The organism is Ruegeria sp. AF7 (assembly GCF_056541885.1).
In genome coordinates, this window is sequence record NZ_JBQFYX010000001.1 from 840955 (window position 1) to 855753 (window position 14799).

Consider the following 14799-nt stretch of genomic DNA (forward strand, 5'->3'; position numbering starts at 1 on the left):
TGATGGAAGCTGCCACAATCACCACACCCGCAGTTCTTATCCTTCTCGGCCCTCCGGGCGCCGGGAAGGGCACGCAGGCCCGGATGCTGGAAGAAAAATTCGGACTTGTTCAACTCAGCACGGGTGACCTGCTGCGCGAAGCCGTTGCCGCAGGTACCGAAGCAGGCAAAACCGCCAAAGCCGTGATGGAAGCCGGTGATCTGGTCAGTGACGAGATCGTCATTGCGATCCTGCGCGACCGTATGGCGCAACCAGATTGCGCCAAGGGTGTCATTCTGGATGGGTTCCCCCGCACAACGGTTCAGGCCGAGGCGCTGGATGGTCTGCTGGCGTCCAATGACCAAAAGATCAACGCAGCAATCAGCCTGGAAGTGGAAGATGCAGAAATGGTGATCCGCATCTCGGGCCGCTATACCTGCGCGGGCTGCGGTGAAGGGTACCACGACCAGTTTAAGAAGCCTGCCGAAGACGGTAAGTGCGACAAGTGCGGCAGCACCGAATTCAAGCGCCGCGCGGATGACAACGCTGAAACCGTGGCTTCGCGCCTGGCGGCTTATCACGCACAGACCGCGCCGTTGATCACCTACTACGACAGTCACGGTGTTCTGAAACGCATCAATGCTATGGGCAGGATCGAAGATATCGCAGGCGATCTCGAAGGGATCGTCGGCGACGTAATGAGTTAAGGGGAGGAGAAAAGCCACAAGGCTTTGATCCTAAAAAGAATACTTCAAAAGACCGCCTTGGCGGACTGGTGGAGTTTTGCCTGTCACCACACGGTGTTGGGCATTGTCGAGAAGCGGACCGACGCACTGGAGGAGTTGGGCACCGGGCCGCCAAACGAGGAAGCGAAGGAGGAACCCGCAATGGCGGATCAATCTACAAACTCCGCGCAGGCAGCCGAAGCCGACAAGGGCTATTGGCAGGCCAACCTGCGCCTCATCTACATCAGCCTCGTGATCTGGGCGCTGGTGTCATTTGGATTCGGCATCCTGCTGCGTCCGCTGCTGTCGGGCATCGCCGTCGGTGGTACTGATCTGGGCTTTTGGTTCGCTCAGCAAGGATCGATCCTGGTCTTTCTGGTGCTGATCTTCAACTACGCCTGGCGCATGAACAAGCTGGACGCCGAACACGGCGTGGATGAAGAGTAAGGGAGAGCGGGGATAATGGATCAGTTTACCATCAACCTGCTGTTTGTCGGCGCATCCTTTGCGCTGTACATCGGCATCGCGATCTGGGCCCGCGCGGGTTCCACATCAGAGTTCTACGCCGCCGGTCGCGGCGTACACCCGGTCACCAACGGTATGGCGACAGCGGCAGACTGGATGTCTGCGGCCTCGTTCATCTCGATGGCGGGCCTGATTGCCTTTACCGGCTATGACAACTCGACCTTCCTGATGGGATGGACGGGTGGCTACGTGCTGTTGGCCCTGCTGCTTGCGCCTTACCTGCGGAAGTTCGGCAAGTTCACCGTGTCGGAGTTCATCGGCGACCGCTTCTACAGCCAGACAGCACGCATCGTTGCGGTGATCTGTCTGATTGTTGCATCGGTGACCTACGTTATCGGTCAGATGACCGGTGTTGGGGTTGCCTTTGGCCGCTTCTTGGAAGTGTCGAACACCACCGGGCTGTTGATCGGTGCAGGCGTTGTGTTTGCCTACGCGGTGTTCGGAGGGATGAAGGGCGTGACCTATACACAGGTCGCTCAGTACTGCGTGCTGATCACCGCCTACACCATCCCTGCCATCTTTATCTCGCTACAGCTGACCGGCACTCCGATTCCGGCGCTGGGTCTGTTTGGCGACACTGCAAGCGGTGTACCGCTGCTGACCAAGCTGGACGGCATCGTGACAGAGCTGGGCTTCAACGAATACACGGCCCATCACTCGAACACGCTGAACATGGTGCTGTTCACCCTGTCGCTGATGATCGGTACCGCCGGTCTGCCGCACGTTATCATGCGCTTCTTCACCGTTCCCAAAGTTGCTGATGCACGCTGGTCGGCTGGCTGGGCGTTGGTCTTCATCGCGCTGCTGTATCTGACCGCTCCGGCTGTTGGCGCAATGGCCCGTCTGAACATCACCGACATGATGTGGCCCAATGGTGGCATCGAAGGTGGTGCCGTTACAGTCGAACAGATCGACAATGATGCTCGGTACGACTGGATGGCCACATGGCAGAAAACCGGTCTGCTGGATTGGGAAGACAAGAACGGCGACGGCAAGATTCAGTACTACAATGACAAGTCTGAATCGATGCAGGCGATTGCGGAACAAAATGGCTGGGTCGGAAATGAGCTGACCAAGTTCAACCGCGACATCCTGGTTCTGGCCAACCCCGAAATTGCCAACCTGCCCGGTTGGGTGATCGGTCTGGTCGCTGCTGGTGGTCTTGCGGCTGCTCTGTCGACAGCTGCTGGCCTGCTGCTGGCGATTTCGTCGGCTGTGTCTCACGACCTGATCAAGGGCGCAATCAACCCGCAGATCTCGGAAAAAGGCGAGCTTCTGTCGGCACGGATTGCGATGGCTGTGGCGATTGCTGTAGCGACCTGGCTGGGTCTGAATCCTCCGGGCTTTGCGGCACAGACTGTTGCTCTGGCCTTTGGTCTGGCGGCAGCCTCGATCTTCCCGGCACTGATGATGGGGATCTTCTCGACCCGCATCAACAACACCGGTGCTGTTGCAGGTATGCTGGCAGGTCTGGTCGTTACACTGGTCTACATCTTCCTGCACAAGGGATGGCTGTTCATTCCGGACACCAACTCGTTCACCGATGCCGATCCGTTGCTGGGTCCGATCCAGTCGACCTCGTTCGGCGCTGTCGGTGCCATGGTCAACTTCGCTGTCGCCTATGTCGTGGCTGGCATGACCAAGGAAACTCCGCAGGAGATCAAGGAACTGGTCGAAAGCGTTCGCATTCCCCGTGGTGCGGGTGCAGCTCAGAACAAGTGAGCATGATGCGGTCGTTGGCTCTTGCCTTCGACCGCGTCTTTCGATCCACTACTCCCGCCCGGCATACCACTGGGCGGGATTTTTCCACCAAAACATCGGAGACATCAGATGCCCCTGTCCCACGATGAAATCGCCCGGTTTCTGAAATCCGTTCATCCCTATGACGCGTTACCGGCTGATGCCCTGGATCAGATCGTAAAACAGATCGAGGTTTGGGAAGTCGAGGAGGACACCTCGGTCTATGAACTGGGTCATGCGCTTCCCGGTGTGTTCGTGATCTATGAAGGACAGGTTGAAATCACCGATGAGAATGGTGCCGTTGTCTCTCAACTGGGTTTGCGCAATTCTTTTGGAGAGCGCGGACTGCTGAAAGACGGTAAGGCAGCCACCAAGGCGCGTGCGCACACTCCGTCGGTCCTGATTGTTTTGCCACCGGATCTGGTGCGCGAGTTGATCGACGGTCACGATGTGGTCGCCAAGTTCTTCGACCGGACACGCGGCGACAGAAGTGGCCCGCAAAGCCTTGCGACCAGTTCCATTGATATTCTGATGGCACATAACCCGGCCACCTGCCCCGCGGATACGCCAGTTCAGAAAGCGGCGCAGATCATGCGCGATAAACACATCTCGTCACTGTGCATCACAGACGGCGACACGTTGCAGGGCATCGCGACGCTGCGGGATATCTCGGGCAAGTACGTTGCGGACGGCCTGCCTCCGTCCACGCCGGTTTCCGAAATCATGACCGCGAACCCCGTCACCCTGTCACCCGGCGACATTGGTTCGGACGTGTTGCACATCATGATGGAACGCGGCATCGGCCACGTCCCGATTTCCGAGGGCGGTCGGCTGGTCGGTATCGTCACACAAACCGACCTGACACATTATCAGGCCGTGAATTCGGCCGAACTGGTGCGACGCATCGCGCAGGCAAATACCGCCGAAGATATGGCGCGGGTAACGGCGGAAATCCCACAGCTGCTGGTGCAACTGGTTGCAGGTGGGAACCGGCACGAAATCGTCACGCGCCTGATCACCGACATTGCTGACACGGTTACCCGGCGCCTTCTGGCCCTTGCCGAACAGAAACTGGGCCCGCCCCCTGTGCCGTATCTGTGGCTGGCCTGCGGCTCGCAAGGGCGGCAGGAGCAGACAGGCGTGTCGGATCAGGACAACTGCCTGATGCTGGATGACGGCGTGACCGATGCGGATATGGAGTACTTTGCAAAGCTGGCCAAGTTTGTGTCGGACGGGCTGGATACCTGTGGCTATTTCTATTGCCCCGGCGACATGATGGCGACCAATCCGCGCTGGCGTCAGCCGGTGCGTGTCTGGCGCGACTATTTCAAGGGATGGATCGCCAAACCGAACCCCGAAGCGCAGATGCTGGCCTCGGTCATGTTTGACTTGCGTCCGATTGGCGGCGCGTTCGACCTGTTCGCCGACCTGCAGGCCGACACATTGGCGGCGGCCAGGTCCAATTCGATCTTCGTCGCACATATGATCTCGAACTCGTTGAAACACACCCCGCCGCTGGGGTTGCTGCGTGGGTTTGCAACCATCCGGTCGGGCGAACACCGCAATACGCTGGATCTGAAACACAATGGTGTTGTTCCGGTCGTGGATCTGGCGCGGATCTACGCCTTGCAAGGCGAACTGCCCGAGGCCAATACCCGCGCCCGCCTTAAAGCGGCTGAGGCCAATAGCGTTCTCAGCGCGTCGGGTGCACGCGATTTACTGGACGCCTATGATCTGATCGCCGAAACCCGGCTGGAACATCAGGTCCAACTGGTCAAATCAGGCAAGAAACCAGACAATTATCTGCCACCTTCCGATCTTTCGGACTTTGAGCGAAGTCATCTTCGTGACGCCTTCGTTGTGGTAAAAACGATGCAATCGGCGGTCGGCCACGGCAAGGGAATGCTGGGCTGACACGTATCTGAAGAACGGAGTGACACGATGTTTCTGGAATTGATCGGCACTGTTTTTGCGGGCTTCGCGTTTGCGGGCATCGTACTTGTGCTGAACAAGCTGACCGGAGGGCGGTTGCCCAAATGGGTTACTCCGGTCGCGGCGGGTTTGGGGATGATCGCTGTGACAATTTCCAGCGAGTATTCCTGGTATGACCGCACGCGCGAACAGCTTCCCGAGGAAATGGCAATCGTACAAGAGGTTGAAAGCCGCGCCCTCTACCGCCCGTGGACCTACGCCATGCCCTTCGTCGACCGCTTTGCCGCCATCGACACCGTGTCGGTGCGCACAAACGAAAACGTGCCCGACCAGCGGCTTGTCGATCTTTACTTCTTCGGCCGCTGGGCCCCGGTTTCAAAACTGCCCGTAGCCGTAAACTGTGCCGAGAATCGTCGCGCCAATCTGGCGGACGGTGCTGAGTTTTCCGATGACGGACGTCTGCTGAATGCAGACTGGATATCTGCCGGGCCTGCCGACCCCATCATCGACGCCACCTGCGGGGTTTGACCATGCTCACAGGGTTAAGCCTGAGGCTCAGGATATTTCTGTTTTTCTGTCTGCTCGCGCTCGGCGGGATATCAATCAGTTCCGCCGCCCTGTGGATCACCTATGCCCGGGCAGCGCAACCTGACCTGTTTGATGACTTCATCTTTGCCGAGGTTCTGATCGGGTTTGGATTACTGGCTTTGATCGCCGGTATCTGGCTGTTGTTTGACGACAATGTCGCCAAACCGATCGAACGGCTTTCAGCACAACTGCGGGCCCGCGCTCATGCGGGTGTCAGCACCGATCTGGACATGCAAGCCGCGCGATACCTGGGCGATCTGGCCCCAGCAGCGGCTGGCCTGGCCGAGCAACTTGCCGCAAATGCCATGCACACAGCCGAGGCGGTGGCCGCCGAAACCGCTCATCTGGCGGCGGAAAAACAGCGCCTCACCGCCCTTCTGACCGAAATCCCGGTCGCCATGTTGCTGGCCAGTCCGAAACACCAAATCGTTTTGTATGACGGACAGGCGGCCGAGGTGCTGGCCCAGATCGCGCATCCTCGCCTAAACGCTTCTCTCTTCGAATACATCGAATCGACGGGTTTGACGGACGCGTATGGGAAGTTGTGCAAATCTGGTAAGGATGTCTTCTGCACCCTGACCAGCGTGGACGGCCGACAAACCTATTCGGCCCGCATGAAGCCACTGGGGGACGCACCCGGTTACATGCTGGTGTTCGAAGACAGCGTTGCCCGTATGTCGCCAGATGAGGCCCGCCCGCTGGTCTATGATTTCGAGTTGCTGGACACGCCGGGTGACGGCGCGTTCGAAAACCGCTCTTTGCTGGATCTGTGTTTTGTGGTCTTCGACACGGAAACAACCGGCTTGCTGCCACACAAGGATGAGATTGTTCAAATCGGCGCGGTCCGCGTTGTGAAAGGCAAGATCGTCGCGGGCGAGCATCTGGACATGCTTGTTGATCCGGGCATTCCGATCCCTGCCGCCTCGACCCGCGTGCACAAGATCAGTGATCGCATGGTTCAGGGCGCACCGGATATCGTCAAAGCCGGACGTGTGTTTCACCAATTCTCACGCGATGCGGTGATCGTGGCCCATAACGCCCCGTTCGACATGGCGTTCCTGCGCCGCCATGCCATGCGTATGGAAGTCGAATGGGATCACCCGATACTCGACACTGTTCTGTTGTCGGCTGTTTTGTTCGGTGCGAGCGATACACATACACTGGACGCACTTTGTGAACGGCTGGACATCACGATCCCCGAGGCGCTGCGCCATACGGCATTGGGTGACGCAGTGGCAACAGCCGAGGCACTGGTCAAGATGCTGCCCATCCTGCAGGCCCGCGGGTTGAACACCTTTGGCGAAGTCATCGTCCAGACCCGCAAACACGGGCGTCTTCTGGAAGACCTGAATTAACGCTGAAATTTGCAAACGCCGTTCAGCTTTTCGTGGACAATCCGGGCCACGCATGGCACCTGATGCGCGGCCAAGGAACACGCGCGCGATATGACGGAAAAGATTTTCACACCGACCCCGGATCAAAGCCACGCCTTTCGTGAGGCGCTGGGATGTTTCGGAACGGGCGTCACCGTGATAACTGCGCAAACCGAAGACGGCCCACGTGCAATCACCGTAAACTCGTTTGCGTCGGTGTCCCTGGACCCGCCGCTGGTGTTGTGGTGCCTGGCCAGAGAGTCAAACCGCTTCGACACTTTCAGCACCTGCACGCATTACTCGATCCACGTGATGGCTCAGGATCAACAGGACCAGGCGCTTAGATTTGCCCGCGACGGTGTGGATTTCACCCATGCCGAATGGACGGCGGACGAGGCTGATCGCCCACAGCTGGCCAATTGTCTGGCACGGTTTGACTGCCGGTTGCATGCCCGGCACGAGGCCGGAGATCATCTGATCATTGTCAGTCATGTGGATCAGGTCATGTACCGCACCGGCAAGGGTCTGATCTTCAAGCGCGGTCAGTTCGGCGGGTTCGTAGACCCTTTCTAGTCGTCCAGCGACCCATGCACCGCCAGCACCTCTAGCTGTGCGTCTTGCGGAGTGATCACACGAAAGGCTTCGTGCACGCCTGTCTCAGACAATTCTCTGGCGACGGTCAGCAGCGTGTTGGCGGCATGGTCTTCACAGAGCTCTGACATGTGATCGATTTCGTTCTGTGCCACGCCCAATGCCGCTTCGACCGAGGGCGCTCCGTAATACTGCACGAAATGATCTGCCAGATTGCGGATGATCTGATCCCTTTCAGCGACTTCGATCTGGGTTACCGCCACAAACGTCACTCGGCCAAAGGTTTCCAGCCCTAGCCAGCCATTCGCAAAAGCCTGACGCGCCTTACCTTCCAGATCTGCGCCGCTCCAGTTCGAAAACTCGAACCCGCCCGAAACGCACCATTCGCCCGTACGTGCCGGAGAATGGAACACGTTCATGTCGCTTTCATCGAAATGGATCGCGCGGGCCAGTTTCATCGTCCGTTCTCCAATAGTTCCGTCAGCGGGCGCAGACGGGTGTTGACCCCGTCGCGGATCAGCATTCCAAACCGCTCATCCGTACCAAGGAATACACCGCCATCGACGAGTGGCTCACCTACCCCGCGCAGCAGGCCCATCCATTCGGCATGCAGGGGCGCGTTGCCATCCTCCTGCCAGCGGTTGAGCCAGGTCAGCATATGGCGTGACCAGCTTTCGACCAGTTGCGTGGCCGAAACCTCGGCACAACCTTCATCATAAAGGGCTGTGACATCCGGCGTTTCGCCGGGCGCGGTGCTGGTTTGCATCAATGCGAGCTCCCAGCCGACAATCAGCCAATCCGGTTCTTCTTCCGCGTTTTCCCCGGAGGCCGAAACGCGGAACACACCGCATTTCGCACCATTCACACAAATCAGACCATCCCACCCCAGATGCACCGCCACTTCGGGTGGGGCCAGAGCGCCCAGCGCATTCTGAAACCCAACGGCACAAAGCGGCAGCATCGCCATCGCGTCCCGAAGCGGCACCTCGGGCGCGAAAACGATCGCGACACGCAGGTAATCGGCCTGAATGTTATAAACAACCGCCCCCGCATCGCAGCCCAAAGCCGCCATAGCCTGGGCGCGTTCAAACGGGTCTTCCCCACCCTGAACCGGGTGACCCGTCAACAAAGGGGGAAAGACCGGTTGGCTCATGCGGTGCCTTTGGCGATCATGTCGCGGGCGATCTTGCGGAAAGCCTCGGCCTGAGGGCTGTCTGGTTTGCTGACCACAATAGGCGCACCCCCGTCTGCGGCGATACGAATGTCCAGATGCAACGGGATTTCACCCAGCAGCGGCACGCCCATCGCCTCGGCCTCGGACTTGACACCACCATGACCAAAGACGTGTTCTTCATGCCCACAGTTCGAACAGATATGCGTGGACATGTTTTCGATCATCCCAACGATAGGCGTCTTGAGCTGATTGAACATGTCGATTCCCTTGCGGGCATCAATCAGCGCCACGTCCTGCGGCGTCGAGACGACAATAGCGCCGTCCACCTTGAATTTCTGGCTCAGCGTCAGTTGCACGTCGCCGGTACCGGGCGGCAGGTCGACGATCAGCACGTCCAGGGCACCCCATTGCACCTGGCTCATCATCTGTTGCAGCGCCCCCATCAGCATCGGCCCGCGCCAGACAACGGCCTGCCCTTCATTGGTCATCAACCCCATCGACATCATGGTGACGCCGTGGTTGCGCAGAGGCAGGATGGTCTTGCCATCGGGGCTGGCCGGACGGCCCGAGACACCCAACATCCGAGGCTGCGACGGCCCGTAAACATCCGCGTCCAGCAAACCCACGCGCCGCCCTTCTGTGGCCAGCGCACAGGCCAGATTGGCCGACACGGTGGATTTGCCCACACCCCCTTTGCCAGAAGCAACCGCAATGATCCGGTCGACACCGGGAACGGCCTGCGGTCCTGTTTGGGATGGTTTGGGTTTCGGCTTCAAATCCGGCGGCGCCTTATCGGAATGCGCAGTCATCAGGGCCGATACATTTGCAACGCCCTCAACCATCTGCGCAGCCTTTTCAGCTGTTGCGCGCACAGTTTCCATTTTTTCGGCATGCTTCGGATCAATCTCAAGAACAAAGCGAACCGTATCGCCCTCGACATTCAGCGCACGCACGATGCCCGCACTGACAATGTCCTGACCTGAAACCGGATCGGTGATCTTTTTCAGGTTCGCCAGAACCGCGTCACGAACACTCACGCTGTTCTCTCCTTGGTATGCCCCGCCGACAGGGGCGTGCGTGTCGACATGTATTGGTCGCCGCTCATTGCATGTGTCTCCGTCTCTTTCTGTTCATTTGACGCGTAACAGCCTTCATAGTTAGGCTAAACCATGCGCCTTGTCTTGTTGTGCCTGAGCCTGACGCTCACCGCCACCCCCTCCTTGTCGCAGGAGGCGATTGGCCTTGCGGCCCCGGCAGAGGTTAACGACTCCGGTCTGTTGCAACATATCCTTCCTCGCTTCTCTCTCAAGACCGGGATACGCGTTGTCGCAGATGATGCCGGTGCCATGGTGCTGGTAACCGAACCACCCGGCGATCCTGTCTTTGCCCGTGGTGGCGTGGTTTATCACCTGCGGATCGAAGGCGATGATCGTCAAATCCGGTTTCGCGACTGGCTGCAATCAGAGATCGGCAAGCGCACTGTCGAAAGCTTTCCTCCTGTGGTGGGTGAACCGTTCAGCGCCAGCTTTGATCCCAAGGTCACCCAGTCGGACGATACCCTGGACGGCAACACCGTGTTGGGCGAAGAACTGTCGATGACCCATTGTGGTCGATGTCATGTGATTGGCCCCCGCAATCGGATGAACGGGCTTGGCTCGACCCCCTCTTTCGCCGTCCTGCGCGCGATGCCGGATTGGTCGGAACGGTTCGAAGCGTTCTTTGCCCTCAATCCCCACCCCGCATTCACGCAGATCGACGGGTTGACACCGCCCTTTGATCCCGAGCGCCCATCCCCAATTCACCCGGTCAAGATGACGTTGGACGATCTTGAAGCCATCCTGGCGTTTGTTTCGCGCATAGACGCCGCTGATCTGGGCGCGCCGCTAAAGCTTCAGTGATCCTTTCTATCCGAATAGTAATCCTCGGTGGTAACGACCCGAGGCTTGGGTTTTGACTGGAACGGATTGTCCTGCTGCTGGAAATGAGCATTCACCCGGCAATTGTCGCACATCTGGATCATCCGTGCCTGATCCGACGTGGCAAACATCGGGTGCGTGCCCGAAAGCTTTTCCATGATCCGTTCAACGGTTGATTTCACCCCGAACAAAGCCCCGCATTCGATGCAGGCAAACGGTTCCTCCTCGTTCAGGACCTGCTGAGACAGGGCAGCATCGGTCAGATCCAGTTGCGGCACCAAGGTGATCGCGTCTTCGGGGCAGATCGTCTTGCACATTCCGCATTGCAGGCACGCATCCTGCTGAAAGTTCAACTGGGGCTTGTCAGGGTTATCCATCAAAGCCCCGGACGGGCACAGCGACACGCAACTTAGACAGAGCGTGCAACTGTCTGTATTCACAGCAACGGCACCGTAAGGCGCACCTTCAGGCAATGGCAGCGGGGCTTTGGCCTGCGGGTTCAGGGCCTGTGCTGCCAGCCGCGCGATTTGTCGGCGGTTGCCAAGTGGCAAGACCGGATTTGCCAACGGTTCGGGGACATTTTGCGCATACAGCAAGTCTGCCATCGCATCAGGGTCCACCTCCTCGATCAGCCCGATCGCATCCGAACTGGTTATGGCACGTGCCAGTTCAATTTCGCGATCCAGCGCATCCCGTTCGGTCTTCGGGGCCAGCAACACATCCACACGCGCAAATCCATGTGCCAGCGCGGCCAGCATCTCCGAATGGCCGAACCCGGATATCACTTTCAATTCCAGCGGGATAACATCCGCAGGCAATCCCCGGCCGAACCTTGCTGTAAGCCTTATCATTTCGGCACCGTAGGCGTCGTGCACAAGCAACCGGGGTGCGATTCCGCCTGCCCTTCGGTACGTGCGTTCCAGAATATGCATCCGTGACAGCAAGGCCGAAACAGGTGGATCTTCATAGGTTATCGCCGATGACGGGCAGACCGCCGCGCATTCGCCACACCCGGCGCAGACCATCGGATCAATCGCCACATGCTCGCCCGAGGGTGTGATTGCACCGGTTGGGCAGATATCCAGACAGTTTGAGCATCCGACCTGTTCCGCCCGCGAATGGGCGCAAAGTGTTTCCTCCAGTCGCACGTACAGAGGTTTTTCGAATGTTCCGACCAGTTGGGCGGCGTCAAAAGCCAGACGTTCTACAGAAACCGCATCCTTGGGATCAGCCCGCAAATACCCTTCGCGCTTGGCCGGAGCCTGCACAAAGGGCGTGCCCCCCGTCAGGTCAACAATGATATCGCAGGCCGATTGCGCCCCATCTCTTGGTTCCGTCCAATTGAAAGCACCTCTGCCTGCGGGAACAACTTGCTGCACATTGTCCAGACGCAAGGAAAACCCACCCAGAGCACCCGAAACAGACCGCAATTGTCCCCGAATGACATCGAAGGCCCGAGAGTCTGGCTCAGCCTGATCCGTGACCAGAACGGTTACCGCCAGTGTTCGGGCCAACCTTTCCGCCAGTCCAAAGGCAACGGTACCAGGACCAATGATAAAACACGTGCCTTCGCTGATAACATCAACGCTGGGCGTCACCGGTTGCGGCAGGAACGCTTCGGCGGCTAAGGCTGCCATTTTGGCTGTCGCATCCGCGCCCTGATCGGACCACCCAGCACGATCCCGCAGGTCGACAAAGCCGGGGATTTCGATATTCATATCTTCGGCAAGAGACCGGAACACCTCTTGTTCTTGCAGACAGCCAATGACGGTATCGCCCTCTTGCATCAAGGCCGCAGCGGATTGCAGTTCTTTTGTACAAAGCGCGGTATGCACCTTTGAACAGGTAATTCCGCAGGCGCTTTCGATTCTGTCCGGATCCAGCGCCTGAGTTCCCGCGCAATCGCAGAGCAAAAGTTTCGTGCCCATGTCCCCTCCCTCGGGAAGCAATCCTGATCCTTTGCACTTTAGGGTGCATTCCCGATGAGGCAACTTCAACCCTGCACAGCATGCAATTCGCCGGTCAGAATTTCGCGGCAAAATCCCCTAAAACAAAAGCCTTCTCAGACTTTGATCACGAAGACGCTACTGGGAATACGACCAAAGTATTAACGCGCAGGCTTGGCACGCGGCTATTTTGTGTACCATAGTGGACATGGAAAGGCAGGGGAGAGCCTTTCGGGGAGGATCCAGTGGCCAAGGCCGCAAGCCAGATCGACATGCCGGTTGGCGTCATTGTGCGCAAAACACCCGGGGTCACACGTTGGGCCCGCTGGAACTGGCGCGCGGTCGCCGTGTTGCCCGGTGCCGGACCTGCGGACTGGCAGGAACTGCGCCGCGAAGGCGAGGCGGTAGAATACCACGCTGCCACCCTCCCCCTGACTCTCTGGGCGGACGAGACTGAAGCCTACATGGTCAACCTGTCGGATGGGCAGCCTTCGATCTATCTTGTACTGCGGAATGAGCTGAAGGGCGACACGCCGCTAAATGCAGTTCTGATCACCGCTTCTCCGTTCCAGGGGCAGGATTACGCAGATACCGGCGAAGAAATTGTCGAGAAAATCCCAATGACGGAAGGGCTGATCGCCTGGGTGCGGGATTTCACCCTGAAACATCATCAGCACGAAGTGTTTATCAAACGCCACCGCGACAGAAAGCAAACCGATTTGGTGGAGGATGGTAAGGGCGACGCGCGCATCCGTCAGGCATCGGATGTATTTCGCGCACCAAGACGGGTGCTGCAATGACAGAGCGGCGTGATTTCTGGTCGCGCCGAAAGGCAGCCGTTCAGGCCGAAGCTGAAGCCGAGGCGCTGGTCCTTGAAGAACAGGTGATCGCAGCCCATCACGCCGAACTTGAAGAAAAGAGTGACGCCGAGATTTTGGCCGAATTCAACCTTCCCAATCCCGATACCCTCGGACCCGGCGATGATGTTTCCGGCTTTATGTCCAAGGCAGTGCCTGATCGCCTGCGGCGCCGCGCCCTGCGGCGGTTGTGGCGGTTGAACCCTGTTCTGGCCAATGTCGACGGGCTGGTTGATTACGGCGAGGACTACACCGATGCGGCCTGCGTGATCGAAAACATCCAAACCGCCTATCAGGTTGGAAAAGGCATGCTGGCGCATGTCGAAGCACTGGCCGCCGACCCCCAAGAAACGGAAGAAAACGAAATCGAGGCTGATACGCTCTCTGAACCAGAGGTCGTGCCGGTTGACCCTGATCCCGTGCCACAGCCGGTTTCAGTTGCTCAGGTAGAAGAGCCGGAAGAACTCGAGCGTCCCCCGTCGCCACGTCGAATGACATTTGAATTTGAAGGATGACCGAATGACCGCAAGTGACGCGCACACTCTAGATGTTTCAGCCGAGGATCGACTGCGCGCGGATTTCTATAACTTTCTGGGTCTGTTACTGGCAGGTCCTCCGGATCAGATGTTGCTGGACCAAATGGCTGGTCTGGTCGGAGATGACACGGATCTCGGCAAGGCCGTTCAATCCATGGCACGGGTTGCTAAGGTCACCAAGCCAGCCGCTGCCGAACGGGAATTCAATGCGTTGTTCATCGGATTGGGCCGGGGTGAGTTGCTGCCATATGCCAGCTTCTACCTGACGGGCTTTTTGAACGAGAAACCCTTGGCTCAGCTGCGCAATGACATGGCGGTTCGCGGGATCACACGTGCCCAAAACGTGTTCGAGCCCGAAGATAACATCGCCTCATTGATGGAGATGATGGCCGGAATGATCGTCGGGCGTTTTGGCGGCCCGGCTTCCCTGGATGACCAAAAGGCATTCTGGAGCAAGCACATCGGCCCCTGGGCCACGCATTTCTATTCGGATTTGGAAGCAGCCGAGAACTCGGTCCTTTATGCATCCGTCGGCACTGCCGGGCGGGTGTTTATGGAGATCGAGCGCGAAGCGTTCCGGATGACGGCGGGGTAATCCGCACATCGCCGGTGTCCCATGGGCACCAAACCGCAATTGGGAAAGGAGGTTCCCATGAGCAAGACCAAGGAAGAAGGCGCCACGCGCCGTGACTTCCTCAAACTGGCCGGTACCGCAGCGCCTGCTGCCGTTGCCGCCGCCAGCCTGACCGGGAAGGCCGAAGCCGCGGCGCTACCGACCGACGAAACCCGCATTCAGGATACTGCGCATACACGCGCCTACATCGAGAGCACCCGGTTCTAGGACCGGACGCTTTCACACCCGGCAGACGGTTGCGATTGGCCCTGACGTCGGTTTCAGCAGTACCAAGCCAGCCGTG

General features: G+C 58.6%; 16 protein-coding genes. 12 read left to right on the forward strand and 4 right to left on the reverse strand.

The features are described from left to right. The first annotated feature begins 2 nt into the window (after positions 1-2). The 7 genes from ACR0AP_RS04200 (at position 3) to ACR0AP_RS04230 (ending at position 7435) form a co-directional block, all read left to right on the forward strand. Positions 3-686: an adenylate kinase gene (locus tag ACR0AP_RS04200; protein ID WP_480505488.1), complete on the forward strand. Its 684-nt coding sequence runs from the start codon at positions 3-5 to the stop codon at positions 684-686. A 180-nt stretch (positions 687-866) separates the two neighbouring features. Beyond that, positions 867-1151: a DUF4212 domain-containing protein gene (locus ACR0AP_RS04205; protein WP_209504901.1), complete on the forward strand. Its 285-nt coding sequence runs from the start codon at positions 867-869 to the stop codon at positions 1149-1151. A 15-nt stretch (positions 1152-1166) separates the two neighbouring features. Beyond that, complete coding sequence (locus tag ACR0AP_RS04210) at positions 1167-2951, forward strand: sodium:solute symporter family protein (RefSeq protein ID WP_480505490.1); 1785 nt, start codon at positions 1167-1169, stop codon at positions 2949-2951. A 108-nt stretch (positions 2952-3059) separates the two neighbouring features. Beyond that, positions 3060-4883, forward strand: a complete 1824-nt coding sequence (locus ACR0AP_RS04215; RefSeq protein ID WP_480505492.1) for a DUF294 nucleotidyltransferase-like domain-containing protein — start codon at positions 3060-3062, stop codon at positions 4881-4883. A 27-nt stretch (positions 4884-4910) separates the two neighbouring features. Continuing rightward, entirely contained in the window at positions 4911-5429 is a 519-nt protein-coding gene (locus ACR0AP_RS04220) for a hypothetical protein (protein ID WP_267364034.1), read from the forward strand. A 2-nt stretch (positions 5430-5431) separates the two neighbouring features. Further along, positions 5432-6844 carry a 3'-5' exonuclease gene (locus ACR0AP_RS04225; RefSeq protein WP_480505494.1) on the forward strand — a complete coding sequence of 471 codons (1413 nt, stop codon included), beginning with the start codon at positions 5432-5434 and terminating at the stop codon, positions 6842-6844. A gap of 90 nt (positions 6845-6934) precedes the next feature. Next, positions 6935-7435 carry a flavin reductase family protein gene (locus tag ACR0AP_RS04230; RefSeq protein WP_480505496.1) on the forward strand — a complete coding sequence of 167 codons (501 nt, stop codon included), beginning with the start codon at positions 6935-6937 and terminating at the stop codon, positions 7433-7435. Here the strand turns inward: ACR0AP_RS04230 and ACR0AP_RS04235 are convergent. From ACR0AP_RS04235 to ACR0AP_RS04245, 3 genes are read right to left on the reverse strand one after another with little or no spacing between them, the layout of a single operon-like run. Further along, positions 7432-7911 carry a DUF6505 family protein gene (locus ACR0AP_RS04235; protein ID WP_480505498.1) on the reverse strand — a complete coding sequence of 160 codons (480 nt, stop codon included), beginning with the start codon at positions 7909-7911 and terminating at the stop codon, positions 7432-7434. The two genes, ACR0AP_RS04230 and ACR0AP_RS04235, sit on opposite strands and share 4 nt — an antisense overlap. Continuing rightward, entirely contained in the window at positions 7908-8606 is a 699-nt protein-coding gene (locus tag ACR0AP_RS04240) for a biotin/lipoate--protein ligase family protein (protein ID WP_480485891.1), read from the reverse strand. The genes ACR0AP_RS04235 and ACR0AP_RS04240 overlap by 4 nt, the downstream gene beginning before the upstream one ends. Next, positions 8603-9664 carry an Mrp/NBP35 family ATP-binding protein gene (locus ACR0AP_RS04245; RefSeq protein WP_480505499.1) on the reverse strand — a complete coding sequence of 354 codons (1062 nt, stop codon included), beginning with the start codon at positions 9662-9664 and terminating at the stop codon, positions 8603-8605. The genes ACR0AP_RS04240 and ACR0AP_RS04245 overlap by 4 nt, the downstream gene beginning before the upstream one ends. A 132-nt stretch (positions 9665-9796) precedes the next feature. Here ACR0AP_RS04245 and ACR0AP_RS04250 point away from each other — a divergent pair, with 132 nt between their 5' ends. Beyond that, positions 9797-10525, forward strand: coding sequence for a hypothetical protein (locus tag ACR0AP_RS04250; RefSeq protein WP_480485895.1), 729 nt, complete (start codon positions 9797-9799; stop codon positions 10523-10525). Here the strand turns inward: ACR0AP_RS04250 and ACR0AP_RS04255 are convergent. Further along, entirely contained in the window at positions 10519-12471 is a 1953-nt protein-coding gene (locus tag ACR0AP_RS04255) for a 4Fe-4S binding protein (RefSeq protein ID WP_480505501.1), read from the reverse strand. The two genes, ACR0AP_RS04250 and ACR0AP_RS04255, sit on opposite strands and share 7 nt — an antisense overlap. A gap of 263 nt (positions 12472-12734) precedes the next feature. Here ACR0AP_RS04255 and ACR0AP_RS04260 point away from each other — a divergent pair, with 263 nt between their 5' ends. Genes ACR0AP_RS04260 through ACR0AP_RS04275 form a run of 4 tightly spaced genes read left to right on the forward strand, consistent with a single transcriptional unit; the run spans position 12735 to position 14723 of the window. Further along, the gene (locus ACR0AP_RS04260) at positions 12735-13289 is read left to right on the forward strand and encodes a DUF3305 domain-containing protein (RefSeq protein WP_480505502.1); all 555 of its coding nucleotides are present in this window, start codon (positions 12735-12737) and stop codon (positions 13287-13289) included. Then, entirely contained in the window at positions 13286-13861 is a 576-nt protein-coding gene (locus ACR0AP_RS04265; protein ID WP_480481321.1) for a DUF3306 domain-containing protein, read from the forward strand. The genes ACR0AP_RS04260 and ACR0AP_RS04265 overlap by 4 nt, the downstream gene beginning before the upstream one ends. Positions 13862-13865: 4 nt before the next feature. Then, the gene (locus ACR0AP_RS04270; protein ID WP_209595960.1) at positions 13866-14477 is read left to right on the forward strand and encodes a TorD/DmsD family molecular chaperone; all 612 of its coding nucleotides are present in this window, start codon (positions 13866-13868) and stop codon (positions 14475-14477) included. A 57-nt stretch (positions 14478-14534) separates the two neighbouring features. Continuing rightward, the gene (locus tag ACR0AP_RS04275) at positions 14535-14723 is read left to right on the forward strand and encodes a ubiquinol-cytochrome c reductase iron-sulfur subunit N-terminal domain-containing protein (RefSeq protein WP_209504175.1); all 189 of its coding nucleotides are present in this window, start codon (positions 14535-14537) and stop codon (positions 14721-14723) included. Positions 14724-14799: the final 76 nt, after the last annotated feature.